This is a genomic window from Pseudomonas sp. SAS7 (genome assembly GCF_052112345.1).
Classification (GTDB): domain Bacteria; phylum Pseudomonadota; class Gammaproteobacteria; order Pseudomonadales; family Pseudomonadaceae; genus Aquipseudomonas; species Aquipseudomonas putida_Q.
Genome location: NZ_JBEGGO010000013.1, coordinates 70751 through 89872, shown reverse-complemented (window position 1 = coordinate 89872; position 19122 = coordinate 70751). Strand labels below are relative to the sequence as shown.

Below are 19122 nucleotides of genomic sequence, written 5' to 3'. Positions count from 1 at the left end.
TGTACTTCCTCTTAAACCAGTACGCCGGACTGGCGCAAGGCAGTACGGACTTTTTCGTGGCAGCCTTCGCTCAGCCAGGTCAGTGGCAGGCGAATACCTTTGTGCATCAGGCCCATTTCGACCAGCGCCCATTTCACAGGGATCGGGTTGGCTTCGCAGAACAGGTCTTTGTGCAGCGGCATGAGTTTTTCGTTGATTGCGCGGGCCTTCTCGGCATTGCCCTCAAGGGCGGCCTCGCACAGGTCGGCCATTTCGCGCGGGGCGACGTTGGCAGTAACGGAGATGTTGCCCTTGCCGCCCATCAGGATCAGCTCGACGGCAGTCGGGTCGTCGCCGGACAAGACGATGAAGTCCTTGCTGACGCCATCGAGGATGGCCTTGGCGCGGACCAGGTCGCCGGTGGCTTCCTTGATGCCGATGATGTTCGGCACGGTCGACAGGCGGATCACCGTCTCGGCCTGCATGTCGCAGGAGGTGCGGCCGGGTACGTTGTAGAGGATCTGCGGAATGTCGACGGCTTCGGCAATGTGCTTGAAGTGCTGGTACAGGCCTTCTTGCGTCGGCTTGTTGTAGTACGGCACGACCAGCAGGCAGGCGTCGGCGCCGGCGTTCTTGGCGTTCTGGGTCAGGTGCACGGCTTCGGCGGTGGAGTTGGCGCCGGTGCCGGCGATCACCGGGATCGGCTGCTTGCTGCGCTTGACGCGCTCGACCACATGCTTGATGACCAGGATGTGCTCTTCGACATCCAGCGTGGCGGACTCACCGGTGGTGCCGACAGCGACGATCGCATGGGTGCCGTTTTCCAGGTGGAAGTCTACAAGTTTGTCGAGGCTGCCCCAGTCAACACGCCCTTGTGCATCCATGGGTGTGACCAATGCCACCATACTGCCCGCAATCATGTAACTGCTCCTGCCGGAAAAAGAGAGCGGTAATGGTACTGGGGGCATCGACCTTGCACAAGCGAAGCAGGCGGGCGGAGCATTCCCCTCGGCGCCTTATTTCGCTACCCTTGGCCCTTTGATCGGTGCAGCGCGGCCCGCCGGGCCGTCGACCTTGCTCCCCGCCGGCGTCCAAGACCTCGCATGCGAGCCCCGGGCCCCGCCGACAGGAGGCTTTTGGCCGTCCTGCACCGACCGCTCATCGTTTTAGGAATGCTGCATGTCCACCCCCACCACTGTCCGCGAACAATTCCTTGTCATCAGTGCCCTGGGACCGAATCCCATGGAACTGGCCAACGTCCTCAGCCGCGCTGCCTTCGAAAACCGCTGCGCGGTTGTCACCTCGCGCCTGAGTCGCCACGGCGAGACCAGCGCCCTGGTGCTGCAGGTGGGCGGCAGCTGGGACGCCCTGGCGCGCCTCGAATCCACCCTGCCTGGCCTGGGCAAGAAACACGGTCTGACCCTGGACGTGGTGCGCAGCGCCGACCAGGAAGTGCGCCCACAGGCCCTGCCTTACGTGGCTTATGTGAGCGCCGCCTACCGCCCGGACATCATCAACGAGCTGTGCCAGTTCTTCCTCGATCACCGCGTCGAGCTTGAAGCCATGACCTGCGACACCTACCTGGCGCCGCAGACCGGCAGCAGCATGCTCAACGCACAGTTCACGGTGATCTTGCCGGCCGGCACCCAGATCAGCTGGCTGCGTGACCAGTTCCTGGACTTTGCCGACGCCCTGAACCTCGATGCGCTGATCGAGCCTTGGCGTCCACAGAACCCAATGTAAGGAAACCGACCATGGCTGTAGCACTCGACCAACCCGTTGCCGACTTCGAGGCCCAGGCCACCAGCGGGCAAACCGTCAGCCTGGCCGAGCTCAAAGGCCAGCAAGTGGTGGTGTATTTCTACCCGAAGGACAGCACGCCGGGCTGCACCACCCAAGGCCAGGGGTTCCGCGACCAGCACGACGCCTTTGCCGCAGCCAACACCGTGGTGTTCGGGGTATCGCGCGACGGCATCAAGTCGCACGAGAACTTCAAGGCCAAGCAAGGCTTCCCGTTCGAGCTGATCAGCGACAAGGACGAGGCCCTGTGCCAGCTGTTCGACGTGATCAAGCTGAAGAAGTTGTACGGCAAGGAATACATGGGCGTTGACCGCAGCACCTTCCTGATCGACAAGGACGGTGTGCTGCGCCAGGAATGGCGTGGGGTGAAGGTGCCAGGGCATGTGGATGCCGTATTGGCGGCAGCCCAAGCCTTGAACAAGGCTTGAGATTGATGGGGCTGCTTTGCAGCCCATTCGCAGCACAAGGCTGCTCCTACAGGGACTGCGCATGACTTTGTAGGAGCAGCCTTGTGCTGCGAATGGGCCGCAAAGCGGCCCCAGTTGCATCAAAGCAACGGCGAAACGCTAGGCTCCTGCCGCGGCCAGGCATCCAGCACGGCCTTGATCAGCGTCGCCAGCGGGATGGCGAAGAAGATCCCCCAGAACCCCCACAACCCGCCAAACAGCAATACCGCGCAAATGATCGCCACCGGGTGCAGGCTCACGGCCTCGGAGAACAGCAGCGGTACCAGCACGTTGCCGTCCAGCGCCTGGATGATCGCGTACACCGTCATCAGGTAGATGAACTGGTCGCCCCAGCCCCACTGGAACAGCGCAATCAGCGTCACCGGTACCGTCACCACCACCGCGCCCACATACGGCACCACCACCGACAGCCCCACCAGCAGCGCCAGCAGCGCGGCGTAGTTGAGCCCCAGGCTGATGAAGGCGATGTAGGTGGCAATGCCGCAAATCAGGATTTCGATGCCCTTGCCGCGAATGTAGTTGGCAATCTGCCGGTTCATCTCGCTGCCCACCCGGTTCAGCAAGACGCGCTGGGTGGGCAGGTAGCCACTGACCCAACGGCCGATCAGTTCGCGGTCCTTGAGGAAGAAGAACACCAGAATCGGCACCAGCACCAGGTAGATCATGGCATTGACCAGCAACGGCAGGCTCGACAGCGAAAAGGTCAACGCCCACTGGCCGAACTTGCCGATTTCCCCGCGCACCGACTCGATGGCATGCAGCACCTGCTCGTCCGACACCAGGTGCGGGTAGCGCTCGGGCAACAGCAACAGCAACGACTGCCACTTGCCGAGCATGCCCGGCAGCTCGTTGAACAGGGTAATCAGCTGGTGCCACAGCAGCGGCACCAGCACCAGCATGAACACCGCCAGCGCACCCATGAACAGGGCAAAGACCAGCATCACTGCCAGCCGGGTCGGTACCCGCAGCCGCTCCAGGGCATTGACCAGCCCCTGCATCAGGAACGCCAGCACCATGCCCGCCAGCACCGGCGCCAGCATGCCGCCCAGGGTGAGCACAGCGGTAAAAGCCAGGAACAGCAGGACCGCCAGCACCACCGCTTCTTCATCGGAGAAGTAGCGGTGCATCCAGTCGCGAAGCACTTTGAACATTGACGATCCTTGGAAAAGACTCAGGCCTTGCGCAGCCAGTAGGTGTAGGTGCCGGCCTCAGCCGTTTCCTGCAGCAGGGTATGACCGGCCAGCTTGGCGAAAGTGCGGAAGTCGCGCTGGGAACCTGCGTCGGTGGCGATCACCTTCAGCACGGCGCCGCTGGCCAGGCGATTGAGCTCCATCTTGGCCTTGAGCAGCGGCAAAGGGCAATTCAGCCCGCTGGCGTCCAGTTCGGCGTCGCAGGTCAGGGTGTCACTCATCGCGGGGCTCTCCAAAGGCATTGCCGGGTTGCTGCTTCACAGGGTCGGCTAGGATAGCGCCACTGGTCGCCAACGTGTGAGCCCGCTACAGTAGGTATCTTTGACCGACGCGAGCTTCATGCATGAATCTACTGCGCCCTACCCTGCTGACGCTGGCCTGCCTGATGGCCCTTCCCGGCCATGCTGACGACCTGCCATCACTGGGTGACGCCAGCTCTGCGATCGTCTCGCCGCAACAGGAGCACCAACTGGGCCGTGCCTGGCTAAGCCTGCTGCGCGGCCAGGTCAACCAGTTGAACGACCCGCAGCTCAAGGACTACGTCGAAACCAGCGTATACAAGCTGGCCGAAACCAGCCAACTGCAGGACCGGCGCCTGGAATTCATCCTTATCGACAGCCGCGAGCTCAACGCCTTTGCCGCACCGGGTGGCATCGTCGGGGTCAACGGTGGGCTATTCCTCAACGCACAGACCGAGGGCGAGTACGCCTCGGTGCTGGCCCACGAACTGGCGCACTTGTCACAGCGCCACTTCGCCCGTGGCGTCGAGGCGCAGCAGCGCATGCAGCTGCCGATGATGGCCGCACTGCTGGCCGGTATCGTTTTGGCGGCAGGTGGCGCTGGCGATGCGGGTATCGGCATGATTGCCGGCACCCAGGCGGCGGCGATCCAGGAGCAGCGGCGCTTCTCGCGGCAGAACGAACAGGAAGCCGACCGCATCGGCATCCAGAACCTGGAAAAAGCCGGCTATGACCCACGCAACATGCCGTCCATGTTCGAGCGCCTGGCGCGGCAGTACCGCTATGACGCCAAGCCGCCAGAATTTTTGCTGACCCACCCGGTGACCCAGTCACGTATCGCCGATACCCGCAACCGTGCCGAGCAGGCGCCCAAGGGTGGCGTGGAAGACAGCATGCGCTACCAGCTGATCCGCGCCCGGGTGGCACTGACCTATGAAGGCACCCCGGGGCTCGCCGCCAAACGCTTCCGTGCCCAGCTGGACGAAGACCCCAAGCTGGACGCCGCGCGTTACGGCCTGGCGCTGGCGCAAATCAAGGGTGGCCAGCTGAACGAAGCGCGCGAAATGCTCAAGCCGCTGCTGGCCAAGGCGCCGAGCGACATCACTTACAACCTGGCGCAGATCGACCTCGACATCACCAACAATCGCCTGGCCGACGCGCAGCAGCGGGCCGAGCGGATGCAGGGGCTATACCCAGGCAACTACCCGCTGAAACAGGTGCGTGCCGATCTGCTGGTGAAGCAGAACAAGCCTGCCGAGGCGGAAAAGGTGTTGAACGAGCTGATCAAGAGCCGGCCGGATGACCCGGACGTGTGGTACGACATGGCCGAAGTGCGGGGTTTGTCGGGCAATACCATCGGCTTGCACCGGGCGCGTGCCGAGTACTTCACGTTGGTGGGGGACTTTGACCAGGCGATCCAGCAGCTGGATTACGCCAAGCGCCGGGCGGGCGGCAACTTCCCGCTGGCGTCGCAGATCGACCAGCGCCAGCGCGAGATCCTGGAGCAGCAGCGTATGGTTCGGGATATGATGGGGCGCTGAGAACCTGGGGGCGCTTTGCGCCCCATTCGCAGCACAAGGCTGCTCCTACAGAGACCGCATTCCCCTGTAGGAGCAGCCTTGTGCTGCGAATGGGCCGCAGAGCGGCCCCAGCATTTTCAGGCGTTACCGGAAAGCTTCAGGCGCGCCGCCTGGGTGAAGTCCAGCATGCGGTTAAGCGGTTTGATCGCCTTGGGCACCAGCGCCGGGTCAACGAAAATCTCATCGCCCCCTTTGCGCAGGCAATCCAGCACCCGCTCCAGGGTGTTCATCGCCATCCACGGGCAATGTGCACAGCTGCGGCATGCCGCGCCGTTGCCGGCGGTGGGGGCTTCGACGAATTCCTTGTCCGGGCACAGCTGCTGCATCTTGTAGAAGATGCCGCGGTCGGTGGCGACGATGAAGGTCTTGTTCGGCAGGGTCTGCGCCGCCTTGATCAGCTGGCTGGTGGAACCCACCGCGTCGGCCAGCTCGATCACCGCTTCCGGCGACTCGGGGTGCACCAGGATGGCTGCGTCCGGGTACAACGCTTTCATGTCGGCCAGCTGGCGCGACTTGAACTCTTCGTGAACGATGCAGGCACCGTCCCACAGCAGCATGTCGGCACCAGTTTGCTTCTGGATGTAACGGCCCAAGTGCTGGTCCGGGCCCCAGATGATGGTTTCGCCGTTGTCCATCAGGCTTTCGACGATTTCCAGTGCGCAGCTTGAAGTCACTACCCAGTCGGCACGTGCTTTCACGGCAGCGGAAGTGTTGGCGTAAACCACCACGGTGCGTTCAGGGTGCTGGTCGCAGAAGGCTGAGAACTCTTCTACCGGGCAGCCCAGGTCGAGCGAGCAGGTGGCCTCCAGGGTGGGCATCAGCACGCGCTTTTCCGGGGTGAGAATTTTCGCGGTCTCGCCCATGAAGCGCACACCGGCCACGATCACCGTTTCGGCCGGGTGATTCTTGCCGAAGCGGGCCATTTCCAGCGAGTCGGACACGCAGCCGCCGGTTTCTTCAGCCAGGGCCTGGATGACCGGGTCGCAGTAATAGTGGGCAACCAGCACGGCATTCTGGGCCTTGAGCTCGGCAGCGATGGCCGCACGGTATTCGGCCTCCTGCTCGGCTGTCAGCGGGTTGGGCTGCTTGGCGTCGAGGTGAGCCTGAACCAACAGGCGTTCGGAAATCTGGGTCATGATCGCTGGACCTGCAGGCGCGCGTGCGCGTCAAATCGAGTGTATCACCCGGCCCTGGCAGATCGGCTAAGGGTGCCGGACGGTACGCAGGCCGCCACGGCCCTCTGCGGGCGCGGATTATTATCGGAGGCCGAAGGCTACAGACAAACCAGCGATTACTAAAGTGGTTTTTGTGTTGCCTGTGCTGGCCTTTTCGCGGGCATGCCCGCGAAAAGGCCAGCACAGGTTCAATCAGTCAACCCTGTGGCGACAGCGCTGCCAGGTGCGCAGCCATGAGCATGGCGAACTCTTCCACGGTCATCTTCTTGCCGTTGAAATCAACCATGCCATCGGCATAGTGCAGGCTGCTCACCACATCATTGCCTTCCACGGTGGCCAAGCCACTCTGCAGCGCCATCATGCCGACCATCTCCCCCGCCTGGCTCGACTGCATCGCAATCGCCTGGGCATCGGTCTGGCCATCCAGCAGCGCCTGCAAGGTCGCTAGGTCACCCATCATCGGCTTGGACAGCGACAGCTTGCTCTTCACCTCGCTGATCAGCTGCTTGCTCAACTGGTCCGGCGGCAGGTCGAAGCTGGCCGGGGCGGCGAAGTCCATCGACAGGTTGAAACGGCTCTCGCCATTGGCGGTCTTGAACGACAGGTTTTCTATCGCCACCTTGGGCTTGGCGGCCAGCAACTGGCGCAGGTCGCCCTGGAACCGGGCCTTCTCTGCGTCGTCCATGCGGATTTGCGGCACAGGCTGGCCGGCTGCAGAAGCGGCCTCGAACTCCGGCAGGTGCGCCTGGTACCACTTCGACAACGCCTGCAATGCCGGTGCGTTGACCGAGGAGACACTCGCCACCATCTGCGCCTTGCCCACCGCACGGCCATCCCAGGTGATGTCGCCGACCTTGTACTCCACGCGACCGGCCACGGTATCCGGGCCATCGAGGGTTTGCAGCACATTCTGCTGCAGGCCGTTGATCAGCAGCACCTGCTGCTTCGGCCCCAGGGTGACCTTGGTTTCGGCCAGCGCGAGGTCAACATTGCCCACATAGATGGCGTCGTGCGCGGTGGCCTGAAGGTTGCCGCCCACCTTCAGGCCTTTGAGTTCGAACGTGGCAGGCGGCTGGTCATCGCGCACAAGTTTCATCACGAAACGGTCGGCCTGGCCGTGGAACTTCGACGCCTTGCCCTCCTTGTCGCCACTGACTTCCAGCTGCATACCCGAGAAGTCGAGGCTGTTGCCGTCAGCCTCGTCGAGCTTGACCGGCGCCAGCCGGACCTGGCTGGCCACACTGCCGCCGTAACCCAGGCTGGTCTGTGCGCTGACCGGGGCCTGCTCGCCTGCAGCGGCGAACCACGCTGCGGTGGCATCGTCCTTTTGCAAGGTGCTGTTGCTGACCGCCATCACCGGCATCAGCTTCAACGCCTTGACCCGCGACCAGGGAAACGGGCCGTGCTCGATCTGGTCGGTCACGCCCACGTCGAAACTCACTACCTCGCCATCACCCACATTGATATCGCGGGCCTTGAGCCGGTAATGGGCGGTACTGCTGAAGAAATGCTGCTCCAGCGACACCCGCTCGATGCTCATGCTGCCGCCGGTGGTCACCAGGGCCTTCTTGAGCTCGGCATTGCTGCGGACAAGGGCGTTGTCCAGCTCGGCAGGCAACTGCTTGCCGGTGTACCAGGCGCCAGCGGTGGATGCGACGGCAATGGCAATCGCCAGGCCGGAAAGGATGCCAACTGATTTCTTCATGAATAGAACCGATTGTCCGTAAGGGCTTCTTGGGCGACAAAGGCCACGCAGGAGGCGAAGAGTAGCACTGCGACAGAACACGATGACCGGTCCGAAAAGAGAAAACACATTTTTCAGAGGAGTCTGCCCCCCTCAAAAGGAGCATCACTCGTTAATTTTTACGAACATTCCAATTGATCAAAACCGCAAAAAACCGCGCAAAAACCGAACAAAAGCCCCTATAAATCGATAAATATTTCAATTTGGTAACATCTTGTCATGTTTAACTTGACACTAACCTACCCATCGTTTTTTATTTTCACCACTTAGCGCGTCTCCCCCCCGCGCCTTCCGCCGCTCCTACAAAAAAGGTGAACAACATGGAGCCCACCCGCTCGCCCTTGCCGCATGCGCAATACATCGTGCCCGCCGTTTACGCCCAGGAGCCATGCCAGCATGCAGCCTGATCACAGCGCTTCCGGCAACGGCCAACTCCGCAAAACCCTGCGCCTCTGGCACGTGATCATCATCGGCCTGGCCTACCTGACCCCGATGACCGTGTTCGACACCTTCGGCATCGTCAGCGGGATCACCGCCGGCCATGTGCCCAGCGCCTACATCCTGGCGCTGGCGGGCATCCTGTTCACCGCCGTGAGCTACGGCACTCTGGTAAAGCGCTTCCCGCAGTCGGGCTCGGCGTACACCTACACCCAACGCGCGATCAACCCGCATGTGGGCTTCCTGGTCGGCTGGTCGTCGCTGCTGGACTACCTGCTGCTGCCGATGGTCAACGCACTACTGGCCAAGCTGTACCTCTCGGCCATGTTCCCCGAAGTACCGGAGTGGCTATGGGTAGTCGGCTTCGTCACCCTGATCAGCCTGATCAACATGCGCAGCGTGAACCTGGTGGCGCACTTCAACCTGCTGTTCGTGGGCGTGCAGGTGACGATCATCGCCGTGTTCATCTACCTGTGCGTGCGCGGCTTGGGCCAGGGTGAAGGGCTGGGCACCACCTGGAGCCTGCTGCCGTTCGCCGACAACCAGACCCACCTCAGCGCGCTGGCCGCCGGTGCGACCATCCTGTGCTTCTCGTTCCTGGGCTTCGACGCGGTCACCTGCCTGTCCGAAGAAACCCGCGACCCGGCCAAGACCATCCCGCGGGCGATCTTCCTCACTGCGCTGATCGGTGGCGTGGTGTTCATCACCGTGTCGTATTTCATCCAGGCCTACTTCCCGACCATGGCGCGCTTCCACGACCAGGAAGCAGCCCTGCCGGAAATCGCCCTGTACGTTGGCGGCAAGCTGTTCCAGTCGATTTTCATCGCCTGCACCGTGATCAACACCATTGCGTCCGGCCTGGCCTCGCAAACCAGCGTGTCGCGCCTGCTGTACGTGATGGGCCGCGACAACGTGATCCCGGCCAGCCTCTTTGCCCGCCTGCACTCGCGCTACAAGACGCCGGTACTGAACATTGCGGTGGTGGGGCTGGTTGCGCTGTCGGCGATCTTCTTCGACCTGGTCACTGCCACTTCGATCATCAACTTCGGTGCGCTGGTGGCATTCAGCTTCGTCAACCTGTCAGTGATCAACCACTGCTACCTGCGCGAAGGCAACCGTCGGGGCCTGGCCAACCAGTTGAAGTACCTGGTGCTGCCAACCATAGGCTTCTGCATCATCGTCTCGCTGTGGCTGGACCTGAACGCGCATTCGCTGATGTTCGGCGGCATCTGGGCCGCGGTCGGGTTGATCTACCTGGGCTGGCTGACCAAAGCCTTCCGCTCGGCACCACCCAACTACGTCCCCGAATGACCCATGCTGCCAACAACGCCCGCGCCTGACCGCGGGCGTTGTACTTGATCGAAAAGGAAAGCCCTCATGCCGCTGCGTCGCCTCACCATCCAGTGGAAGATCACCCTGCTCGCCGGCCTGTGCCTGCTGGCCATCGTCGCCCTGCTGGTGGCCACCTCACTGACCCAGGCGCAGCGTAGCGCCGCCCTGGTCAACCAGGCCAACACCGCCATGCTCGACAGCAGCGCGCGCCAGCGCCTGCAGGCCCATGCCGAAACCCAGGCCCTGCGGGTGCAGCGCTACTTCATGGACGCCTACCAGTACGGCAATGGCTTTGCCCGCATGGTGCAGGTGCTCAAGGCCCGAGGCGGCAGTGACCTGCGCGCCGAGCTGACACGCCAGGCCCGTGCCAGCCTGGCCGGCAACCCGGATGTGATCGGCCTGTACCTGGTGTTCCAGCCCAATGCGCTGGACCAGCAGGACAGCCAGTACCTCGGCCAGGACGCCGTGGGCAGCAACGAAAGCGGGCGTTTCTCGTTGTACTGGTCGCAGCCGCGCCCCGGCACCCTGGAGCTTGAAGCCATGCCGGAAGCGATGCTCGGCGATGCCAGCATCGGCAGCAACGGCGCCGCGAAAAACCGCTGGCTGACCTGCCCGCAGGACACCGCCCGTGCCTGCATGCTCGAACCGTACCTGGACGAGGTCAATGGCCGCCAGGTGCTGATGACCAGCATTGCCCTGCCGCTGCTTGAGCAGGGCAAGGTGGTCGGCGTGGTCGGCCTGGACATCGGTCTGGCCAACCTGCAGCAGCTGAGCCTGGACGGCCGCCGCGAGCTGTTTGATGGCCAGGGCCATGTCAGCATCGCCAGCGCAGCCTGCCTGCTGGCAGGCAACAGCCGCGATGCCAGCGCGCTCGGCAAGCCCATGGACAATACGGTGGCCGACGGCCTGCTGCGCGTGGCCCACCCCTTCGCCCCGATCCCTGACGCAGCCCCTTGGCAGGTGTTGCTGGAACTGCCGGAAAGCGTGCTGCAGGCACCCGCCGTGGCACTCAACCAGCGCCTGGACGCCCATAACCAGAATGCCAACCTCACCAGCCTGCTGATCGGCCTTGGCGCCGCCATCGCAGGTTTGCTGCTGGTGTGGCTGACCGCACGCGGCGTTACCCGGCCAATCCTGGCCGTGGCCGCACGCCTGCAAGACATCGCCAGCGGCGAAGGCGACCTCACCCGCCGCCTGGATTACGCCCGCCAGGACGAACTGGGCCAGCTCACCCACTGGTTCAACCGCTTCCTCGACAAGCTGCAACCCGTCATCGCCCAAGTCAAAGGCTCGCTGCAGGAGGCCCGCAGTACCGCCGACCAGTCGGCCGCCATCGCCAGCCAGACCAGCAACGGCATGCAGCAGCAGCACCGCGAAATCGAGCAAGTGGCTACGGCGGCCAACGAGATGAGCGCCACGGCCCTGGATGTCGCCCACAACGCATCACAGGCCGCCCAGGCCGCACGTGCCGCCGACCAGGCCAGCCGCGAAGGCCTGCAACTGATCGACAGCACCCGCCAGGGCATTGATAGCCTGGCTGCCGGCATGAACACGGCCATGGATGAGGCGCGAGCACTGGAAGGCCGCAGCGGCCAGATCGGCTCGGTGCTGGAGGTGATTCGCACCATCGCCGAGCAGACCAACCTGCTGGCACTCAATGCTGCCATCGAAGCCGCCCGCGCTGGCGAAGCCGGGCGTGGTTTTGCCGTGGTCGCCGATGAGGTGCGCGGCCTGGCCCAGCGCACGCAAGTGTCGGTGGAGGAAATTCGCCAGGTCATCGAAGGCCTGCAACAAGGTACCCAGGATGTCGTGGGCGCCATGCACGAAGGCCAGCGCCAGGCCCAGGCCAGCGCGCAGCGCATGGAACAGGCGCTGCCTGCGCTGCAGCGCATTGGCGAGGCGGTGACGGTGATCAGCGACATGAACCTGCAGATTGCCTCGGCGGCCGAAGAACAGAGCGCAGTGGCCGAGGAAGTGAACCGCAACGTGGCCGGCATCCGGGATGTGACAGAATCACTGGCTGGCCAGGCCGACGAATCGGCGCGCATCAGCCAGGCACTGAACCGGCTGGCCAACCAGCAACAGGCGCTCATGGAGCAATTTCGCGTCTAACCTGCAAGGGCCCTTGCGCGGGCACGCCCGCCCCCACAGGTGCGCCGTCGCCCTCCAGGCCGACGCAGACTCTGTGGGAGCGGACGTGCCCGCGAAGAAGCCCTTGCAGACACCACAGCATTATCGTTTTTACTGAGCACACGTCATGCAAACCGCAACCAGATCCACCTTCTTCGACATCACCAGCGAACAGGGCCTATTACGCACCTCGATTGCCGTGACCCTGTTCATCGCCACCATCGGCATCGCCTTTGGCCTGGCTTCCGGCTCGTTCTCCATCGTTTTCGACGGCGTGTACTCGCTGGTCGACGCCAGCATGAGCGGCCTGTCGCTTGTGGTGGTCAAGCTGATCACCTCGCACACCACCAGCGTGCAGATGTCGCGCAAGCTGCGCGAGCGCTTCACCATGGGCTTCTGGCACCTGGAACCGATGGTGCTGGCACTCAACGGCATCCTGCTAAGCGGTGTGGCCATCTACGCGCTGATCAACGCCGTCAGCAGCCTGCTGGAAGGCGGCCGCCACCTGGAGTTCGGCATTGCCATGGTCTATGCGGTACTGACCGTTATCACATGCGTCACCATCGCCGTCGTCGAAGCCCGCGCCAACCGCAAGCTGAAGTCAGACTTCGTGCGCATGGACGTCAAGGGCTGGGTGATGTCGGCCAGCATCACTGCCGCGCTGCTGATCGCCTTCTGCTTTGGTTACGCGGTGCAGGGCACGTCGCTGGAGTGGGTGTCGCCGTACATCGACCCGGCGGTACTGGCGCTGGTGTGCCTGGTGATCATTCCGCTGCCGCTGTCGGTGGTGCGCCAGGCGCTATCTGAGATCTTCCTGGTTACCCCCGGCGACCTCAAGCTGCACGTCGATGAAGTGGCCAAGGCCTTCGTCGCCCGCAACGGGCTGCAGTCGTACCGCGCCTATGTCGCCAAGGTCGGGCGCTCACGGGAGATAGAACTGTATTTCATCGTGCCAAAGACCATGGCTGCGAAGACCATCGATGAATGGGATACGTGGCGCAACGAGATTGGTGATGCAGTAGGCGGCGAAGGGCCGGACCGCTGGCTGACGGTGGTGTTCACCGGCGACCCGGAGTGGGCTGAGTAAGCTGGGGGCGCTTTGCGGCCCCAAGATGCCGAAAACGTAAAAGCCCGCGACCATTTCTGGTAGCGGGCTTTTACGTAATGCATATGGTGGGTCGTGTAGGATTCGAACCTACGACCAATTGGTTAAAAGCCAACTGCTCTACCAACTGAGCTAACGACCCGATTGATGGCGCGTATAATACTGATTTCTAACGAGAAATCAATACCCCCTCAAGGTTTTTTCAAGCATACCGGGTCGGGTCTGCTACACCGGCCGCCTTGAAGCCGTCGGCGCGCAGGCGGCAGCTGTCGCATTTGCCACAGGCGCGGCCCTCATCGTCGGCCTGGTAGCAGGAAACGGTCAGGCTGTAATCCACGCTACGGGCCATACCGGCCTGCACGATCTGCGCCTTGCTCAGGTTCTGCAGCGGAGCCTGAATACGGAAGCCCTGCCCTTCTACACCGGCCTTGGTCGCCAGGTTGGCCATGCGCTCGAAGGCTTCGACGAACTCGGGGCGGCAATCGGGGTAACCGGAGTAATCCACGGCATTGACGCCGATGAAGATGTCACGCGCCTCCAGCACTTCTGCCCACCCCAGGGCCAGCGACAGGAACACGGTATTACGCGCCGGCACGTAGGTGACCGGGATGCCTTCGCTAGGGGCTTCCGGCACGTCGATGCTGCTGTCGGTCAACGCCGAACCACCGATACCATCGAGGTTCAGGCCGATCACCTTGTGCTCGACTACACCCAGGTCGCGGGCGACGCGGGCAGCAGCATTCAGCTCGGCGCGGTGGCGCTGGCCATAGTCGAAGCTCATGGTGTAGCAGCTGTAGCCCTCGGCCTTGGCCATGGCTACAACGGTGGCCGAATCGAGGCCGCCAGACAGCAGGATTACCGCGCGTTTCTCAGTCATGTGCTTTTTACTCTCTATCAACGTCCGGGTTCGTCGTTCCACAGCAGCTTGTGCAACTGCAGCTGGAAACGTACAGGCAGGTTGTCGGCAACGATCCAGTCGGCCAGGTCGCTTGCGCTCACCTGGTGGTGGCTTGGCGAGAACAACACCTCACCGGCACGCTCAGCCAGGTTGTACTGGATCAGCTTGGAAACCGCCCAGTCATAGTCCTCACGGGAACAGATGACAAACTTGACCTGGTCGTTGCGGGTCAGCTGCTCGATGTTCTCGTAGCGGTTACGGTGCGATTCTTCGGAACCCGGGGTCTTCAGGTCGACAACGCGGCTGACGCGGGTATCGGTGCCCGCGATATCCAGCGCGCCACTGGTCTCCAGCGACACCTCGTAACCGGCATCACACAGGCGCTGCAGCAACGGCAAGGCGTTGGGCTGAGCCAGCGGCTCGCCACCGGTGACACAGACGTAGCGAGGCTTGAAGCCGGCAACCTGCTCAAGGATTGAATCCAGAGTACGAACAGTGCCGCCAGTGAAGGCATAGGCACTGTCGCAGTACTGGCAGCGCAGGGGGCAGCCGGTGAGGCGCACGAATACGGTGGGCAGGCCAGCCGTTCGCGTTTCACCCTGCAAAGAGTAAAAGACTTCTGTGATGCGTAATGTGTCTTGCATGCTCGCCACGGGCGTGACAGCTAAACAGGCTGTCCGCCTCCGTCAGGCACTGTCGCGGACTCGACATGGCGTTATCCGCAACAGCGTGTTTACGAAAAAAGGGCAGTGATTCTAACGAAAAAACCCGCGACTGGCGCGGGTTTCTTTTGAACGGTAACGCTTAGAGCTTTTGCAGGTCGCGCTGAGCCAGTTGCGCGGCAGAGGTGCCGGGGTACTGGGTGATGACCTGCTGCAGGATGCCCTTGACCTTGTCGGTATGGCCCATGCGGCGCTCGACGTCGGCCAGTTTGTAGAGCGAATCCGGCACTTTGCTGTGCTTGGGATACTTCTGGCTGACCTGGGCGAAGGCCTGACTGGCACCCGGCAGATCGCCTTTGGCCAGGTTCACTTCACCCAGCCAGTACTGGGCATTGCCCGCGTACTGGCTATTGGGGTACTTGCGCAGGAAGGCATTGAACGCCTGGCTGGCCTTGTCAAAGTCTTTCTGTTTGATCAGGTCGAAAGCAGCATCGTAGTAAAGCTTTTCTTTCGCTGGATCGCCGGGCTCGCTACTGGCGGCCGGTTGTTGCGCAGCAGCACCAGCTGCTGCATCGGGGGCGGCATTTGAAGCACCACCACCGGAGGAATTGTCAGGGGTCGCGGCAGGTGCAGCGCCACTGTTGATGCGACGGTCCAGGTCCTGGTATCGCTCCAGGTTTTCCTGCTTCATGCGCGACACATCGTTCTGCAGCTCTTCGATGATACCTTGCTGGCGGGAAAGCTGGTCCTGCATCTGTTGCAGCTGCATGAACAGCTGGCCTTGTGCAGAGGCAGGGGCCGAAGCCCCTGACCCGGCATAGGCGCCGCTCGTGCCATAACCCACAGGCGGATAGCTGCCTGCGTTGTCATCTACTACAGGGACCTCAGCCCAGGCCGCGAGCGGCAGGCTGAGTGCGAGGACGGTTACTACACGGCGGCACATACGCATAAGAACTTACTTACGCAGTTCTACGCGACGGTTCTGAGCCCAGGATTGCTCGTCGTTGCCAGTGGCAACAGGACGCTCTTCACCGTAGGAGACCAGTTCCAGCTGAGCAGGGGAAACGCCCTGCAGAACCAGGTAACGCTGAACGGCCTTGGCACGACGCTCACCCAGAGCCATGTTGTACTCGCGGGTGCCGCGCTCGTCGGTGTTGCCTTCCAGGACAACGCGGTTGCCGTTGGACTTCAGGTCCTTGGCGTGAACGTCCAGAGCGCGCATGGCTTCTGGCTTCAGGTCCGAGCTGTCGTATTCGAAGTAGAAGGTGGTGATTGCGCGCAGGGCGGCTTCTTCGCTCAGGGAACCGTCAACAGCGCCAGTGTTGGCACCGTAGCCAGCGTTCGGATCTACAGCAGCGCCTTCGCCTGCGTTGTCACCGCCCTTCGAGGAGCAACCTACAGCTACGGCCATGGCCAGAGCCAGCGCAGCGAATTTACCAAACTTCAGCATTTCCATCGTGAAACTCCTAATGAAACCCCAGTGTGTTAAGCAAAACGTATTACGCCGCAATCAGTTCAGGTAAGGGGACCAGGACGGTTCTCTGACTTCGCCTTGAGCGGTAGGAAGTGGGAGCCTCACGCGGCCATTAAGCGACACGAGCATCAAGACTCCCCGGCCCTGCTGGCGGGTGGCGTAGATTAGCATGGTGCCGTTTGGCGCAACAGTGGGAGACTCATCAAGACTTGTTTCCGAGAGAATCTTTACACTTCCGCGTTGCAAGTCCTGTGCCGCCACTTTGAAGTTGGTAAAGCCTTGTTGGCGATGGATCATCACCAGGGTCTTTTCGTCAGCCGACAGTTTCGGGTTGGCGTTGTAGTTGCCGACGAAGGTTACGCGCTCGGCACCACCACCGCTGACCGACTGTTTGTAGATCTGCGGCTTGCCGCCACGGTCGGAGGTGAAGTAAAGGGTATTGCCATCTTTACCCCAGAACGGCTCGGTATTGATACCTGGGCCCGCGGTAACTCGGCTGATCTGGCGCGACGCCACGTTCATCACATAGATGTCCGGGTTGCCGTCCTTGGACAGCACGAATGCCAGGCGCGAACCATCCGGCGACCAGGCTGGCGCACCGTTCAGGCCTTCGAAGTTGGTCACCTGCTCGCGGCGGCCGGTATCGATGTTCTGGATGAAGATGCGCGGGCGTCTCTGCTCGAACGACACATAGGCGATACGCTTGCCATCCGGCGCAAAGCGTGGCGACAGGATCGGCTCACGCGATTGCAGCAGGGTGACCGCACGTGCACCGTCGTAGTCCGAACGCTGCAGGGTGTAGCGGGTGTTGTTGGTGGAGAAACGCTCGGCCGTCACGTACAGCATACGGGTAGAGAACGCACCCTTGATGCCGGTGAGCTTCTCGAACGACTGGTCGGCGATGTAGTGCGCCATGTCACGCAACTGGTCGGTGCTGCCCGCAACGCTGCCGGTCAGCACTTGCTGCTCGGTGGCGACGTTGAACAGGGCGTACTGCACCTGCAGGCGACCGCCCGATGGCACGATGCTGCCGACCATCACGTACTGGGCACCCAGCGCTTTCCAGTCACGGAAGATCACTTCGCTGGCCTGCGACGGCTGGCTGATCATGTTCTGCCGCGGAATCGGCGAGTAGTAGCCAGAGTTGCGCAGGTCGTTGCCGATGATGTCGGCAATGTCTTCGGGCAGCACGCTACCGCCTTGCACACCGAACGGCACTACCGCGATGGGCGTTGCCCGGTCGCTGCCGCTGGTGACCAGGATGTTTTTTTCCTCTGCCACCGCCATGCCTGCCACGCAGCAGAGCATGACCAGCAGTCCTCTCAGACGTTTAATCACAACGCTAGATCCTCAGGTGTAAATGTCATCTTGAACGAACGATATTGGTTGAAATCGCTCGGCTTCATACCCTGCATCTCGGTCAAACGACCAATGTTCTTCACCGCAGCCACCGCCGAACTGTCATACGGGCCGTCACCACTGGAACGGGCCACGCTGACACTGGTGATGGTACCGTCCGGCAACATGTTGATCTGCAGGACCACCGTCATGCCCTTGCGCGCGGAAGGCGGACGCGCCCAGCCCTCGGCCGCGCGCATACGGATCAGGTCGTCGAAGTCGCCGGCCACCTGGTCACCCTGCTCGTCAGCCAGCGCCTGCTGCCGCTCGGTGGTGTCGGACAACAGCTCGGCCAAGGCCTGGGCTTTCTTGTCTTCTGCCGCCTTGCGGGCCGCTTCCTGTGCCTTTTTCTTCTGGGCGTCTGCAGCGGCCTTTTTCTTGGCCTCTTCAGCTGCCTTCTTCTTCGCGTCCTCGGCCGCCGCTTTCTTCTTGGCGTCCTCGGCTGCTTTCTTCTTGGCCTCTTCGGCTGCCTTTTTCTTGGCGTCCTCGGCGGCTTGTTTCTTCGCCTCTTCAGCGGCCTCTTTCTTGGCCTCTTCTTCGGCTTTTTTCTTGGCTTCGTCCTCGGCCTTCTTCTTGGCGATGTCGGCCTGCTGCTTCTCGGCGGCCTTCTTCGCCTCATCGGCCTTCTTGGCTTCTGCGGCTTTCTTGGCCTCGCTAGCCTTGGCGGCTTCGGCAGCCTTGGCAGCGTCCTCGGCTTTTTTCGCCTCGGCGGCTTCGCGAGCCTCCTCGGCCTTTTGAGCGGCGTCGGCCTTCTTTTGTTCCGCGGCCTTCACGGCCTCCTGCTCGACCTTCTTCTGCTCCAGCTGCTCGACCTCGGTCTGGCGCGAAGCGGTTTTCTTCGCTTCCCCGGCAATCTTCTGATTGGTCTGGGTGGTCGCCTGGCTCTTGGACTTGAGCTGGTACAGGGTAGCCTGAACGATCGGCTTGGAAGGCGGCAGTTCAGGCGTCATGGCAAAACTGACGAACAGCATGGCGAACACCAGCACATGCAGGCCGATGGCCCAGACGCTGGGCCAGAAGTAGCTTTCCGAGGCGGATGGCTCTCGCTGTTGCATCAGGGCGCCTCGGTAATCAGGCCAACGTTACCGACACCGGCCTTCTGCAACCCGCCCATGGCACCCATGACCGCGCCATAGTCGACAGCCTTGTCGCCACGAATGAACACCTGGGTCTGCTTGCCCTGGTCACGGCCGGCAGCAATGATCTTGGTCACTGCATTGGTCATGTCGGGCAAGGTCATGGCCTTGTCCATCTGCTTGTCGGTATCGACTTCGCTGCCAAGGTTCCAGTAGTAGGTCTTGTCGGCCTTGATGGAGATGGTGAGGATCTGGACGTTGTTGTCCTGCGGCAAGGCTTCACTGGAAACCTTGGGCAGGTCGACTTTCACGCCCTGGTTGAGCATGGGCGCCGTCACCATGAAGATGACCAGCAGCACCAGCATCACGTCGATGTAGGGCACCACGTTCATCTCGGCGACGGGCTTGCGTTTGTGGCGAACTCGGGCCATGGGC

At 62.3% G+C, this 19122-nt stretch carries 18 protein-coding genes, 1 tRNA gene and 1 pseudogene; 7 read left to right on the top strand and 13 right to left on the bottom strand.

Features of this window, described 5'->3' with window-relative positions; translation table 11 throughout:
- Positions 1 to 11 precede the first annotated feature (11 nt).
- Positions 12 to 899 carry a 4-hydroxy-tetrahydrodipicolinate synthase gene (gene dapA / locus ABI582_RS20525; protein WP_338744925.1) on the bottom strand — a complete coding sequence of 296 codons (888 nt, stop codon included), beginning with the start codon at positions 897 to 899 and terminating at the stop codon, positions 12 to 14.
- 259 nt (positions 900 to 1158) lie between these two features.
- On the opposite strand from dapA, the gene ABI582_RS20520 reads away from it, so the two are divergent.
- Both ABI582_RS20520 and ABI582_RS20515 read left to right on the top strand, forming a co-directional pair.
- The gene (locus ABI582_RS20520) at positions 1159 to 1722 is read left to right on the top strand and encodes a glycine cleavage system protein R (protein ID WP_016488638.1); all 564 of its coding nucleotides are present in this window, start codon (positions 1159 to 1161) and stop codon (positions 1720 to 1722) included.
- Positions 1723 to 1733: 11 nt separating this feature from the next.
- Positions 1734 to 2207, top strand: coding sequence for a peroxiredoxin (locus ABI582_RS20515; RefSeq protein WP_338744926.1), 474 nt, complete (start codon positions 1734 to 1736; stop codon positions 2205 to 2207).
- Positions 2208 to 2326: 119 nt separating this feature from the next.
- On the opposite strand, the gene ABI582_RS20510 is transcribed toward ABI582_RS20515, so the two are convergent.
- Both ABI582_RS20510 and ABI582_RS20505 read right to left on the bottom strand, forming a co-directional pair.
- On the bottom strand, positions 2327 to 3397 hold the full coding sequence (locus tag ABI582_RS20510) for an AI-2E family transporter (protein ID WP_442120120.1): 1071 nt from the start codon (positions 3395 to 3397) through the stop codon (positions 2327 to 2329).
- 20 nt (positions 3398 to 3417) lie between these two features.
- Complete coding sequence (locus tag ABI582_RS20505) at positions 3418 to 3657, bottom strand: sulfurtransferase TusA family protein (protein ID WP_016498337.1); 240 nt, start codon at positions 3655 to 3657, stop codon at positions 3418 to 3420.
- A 122-nt stretch (positions 3658 to 3779) separates the two neighbouring features.
- On the opposite strand from ABI582_RS20505, the gene ABI582_RS20500 reads away from it, so the two are divergent.
- A complete protein-coding gene (locus ABI582_RS20500) occupies positions 3780 to 5216 on the top strand; it encodes a M48 family metalloprotease (protein WP_442120119.1) in 1437 nt (478 codons plus the stop codon).
- Positions 5217 to 5332: 116 nt separating this feature from the next.
- On the opposite strand, the gene nadA is transcribed toward ABI582_RS20500, so the two are convergent.
- Together nadA and ABI582_RS20490 are read right to left on the bottom strand one after the other, a co-directional pair.
- The gene (gene nadA, locus ABI582_RS20495; protein ID WP_012273754.1) at positions 5333 to 6391 is read right to left on the bottom strand and encodes a quinolinate synthase NadA; all 1059 of its coding nucleotides are present in this window, start codon (positions 6389 to 6391) and stop codon (positions 5333 to 5335) included.
- Positions 6392 to 6626: 235 nt separating this feature from the next.
- Positions 6627 to 8135 (bottom strand): YdgA family protein, encoded by a 1509-nt coding sequence (locus ABI582_RS20490; RefSeq protein ID WP_442120118.1) that lies wholly within the window; start codon positions 8133 to 8135, stop codon positions 6627 to 6629.
- 435 nt (positions 8136 to 8570) lie between these two features.
- On the opposite strand from ABI582_RS20490, the gene ABI582_RS20485 reads away from it, so the two are divergent.
- From ABI582_RS20485 to ABI582_RS20470, 4 genes and pseudogenes are all read left to right on the top strand, one after another.
- Positions 8571 to 9923 carry an APC family permease gene (locus tag ABI582_RS20485; RefSeq protein WP_442120117.1) on the top strand — a complete coding sequence of 451 codons (1353 nt, stop codon included), beginning with the start codon at positions 8571 to 8573 and terminating at the stop codon, positions 9921 to 9923.
- A gap of 66 nt (positions 9924 to 9989) precedes the next feature.
- Positions 9990 to 11198, top strand: a pseudogene (locus tag ABI582_RS20480) (PDC sensor domain-containing protein); the annotation flags it as partial.
- A 102-nt stretch (positions 11199 to 11300) separates the two neighbouring features.
- The gene (locus ABI582_RS20475; protein ID WP_442120164.1) at positions 11301 to 12056 is read left to right on the top strand and encodes a methyl-accepting chemotaxis protein; all 756 of its coding nucleotides are present in this window, start codon (positions 11301 to 11303) and stop codon (positions 12054 to 12056) included.
- 145 nt (positions 12057 to 12201) lie between these two features.
- Positions 12202 to 13161, top strand: coding sequence for a cation diffusion facilitator family transporter (locus ABI582_RS20470; protein WP_442120116.1), 960 nt, complete (start codon positions 12202 to 12204; stop codon positions 13159 to 13161).
- A gap of 84 nt (positions 13162 to 13245) precedes the next feature.
- Here the strand turns inward: ABI582_RS20470 and ABI582_RS20465 are convergent.
- The 8 genes from ABI582_RS20465 to tolR all read right to left on the bottom strand — a co-directional run bounded on the left by ABI582_RS20465 (position 13246) and on the right by tolR (position 19118).
- A tRNA-Lys gene (locus tag ABI582_RS20465) sits at positions 13246 to 13321 on the bottom strand.
- A gap of 60 nt (positions 13322 to 13381) precedes the next feature.
- Complete coding sequence (gene queC, locus ABI582_RS20460) at positions 13382 to 14056, bottom strand: 7-cyano-7-deazaguanine synthase QueC (RefSeq protein ID WP_442120115.1); 675 nt, start codon at positions 14054 to 14056, stop codon at positions 13382 to 13384.
- A 17-nt stretch (positions 14057 to 14073) separates the two neighbouring features.
- A complete protein-coding gene (gene queE / locus ABI582_RS20455) occupies positions 14074 to 14721 on the bottom strand; it encodes a 7-carboxy-7-deazaguanine synthase QueE (protein ID WP_442120114.1) in 648 nt (215 codons plus the stop codon).
- 160 nt (positions 14722 to 14881) lie between these two features.
- The gene (gene ybgF / locus ABI582_RS20450; RefSeq protein ID WP_016498328.1) at positions 14882 to 15688 is read right to left on the bottom strand and encodes a tol-pal system protein YbgF; all 807 of its coding nucleotides are present in this window, start codon (positions 15686 to 15688) and stop codon (positions 14882 to 14884) included.
- Between the two features lie 6 nt (positions 15689 to 15694).
- Positions 15695 to 16195, bottom strand: coding sequence for a peptidoglycan-associated lipoprotein Pal (pal, locus tag ABI582_RS20445; protein WP_012273762.1), 501 nt, complete (start codon positions 16193 to 16195; stop codon positions 15695 to 15697).
- A 54-nt stretch (positions 16196 to 16249) separates the two neighbouring features.
- Positions 16250 to 17521 (bottom strand): Tol-Pal system beta propeller repeat protein TolB, encoded by a 1272-nt coding sequence (gene tolB, locus ABI582_RS20440; RefSeq protein ID WP_338747529.1) that lies wholly within the window; start codon positions 17519 to 17521, stop codon positions 16250 to 16252.
- Positions 17522 to 17547: 26 nt separating this feature from the next.
- Positions 17548 to 18666 (bottom strand): cell envelope integrity protein TolA, encoded by a 1119-nt coding sequence (gene tolA, locus ABI582_RS20435; RefSeq protein ID WP_258653732.1) that lies wholly within the window; start codon positions 18664 to 18666, stop codon positions 17548 to 17550.
- Positions 18666 to 19118: a protein TolR gene (gene tolR / locus ABI582_RS20430; RefSeq protein WP_012273765.1), complete on the bottom strand. Its 453-nt coding sequence runs from the start codon at positions 19116 to 19118 to the stop codon at positions 18666 to 18668. Before tolR ends, tolA begins: the two co-directional genes overlap by 1 nt.
- Between the last annotated feature and the right edge of the window lie 4 nt (positions 19119 to 19122).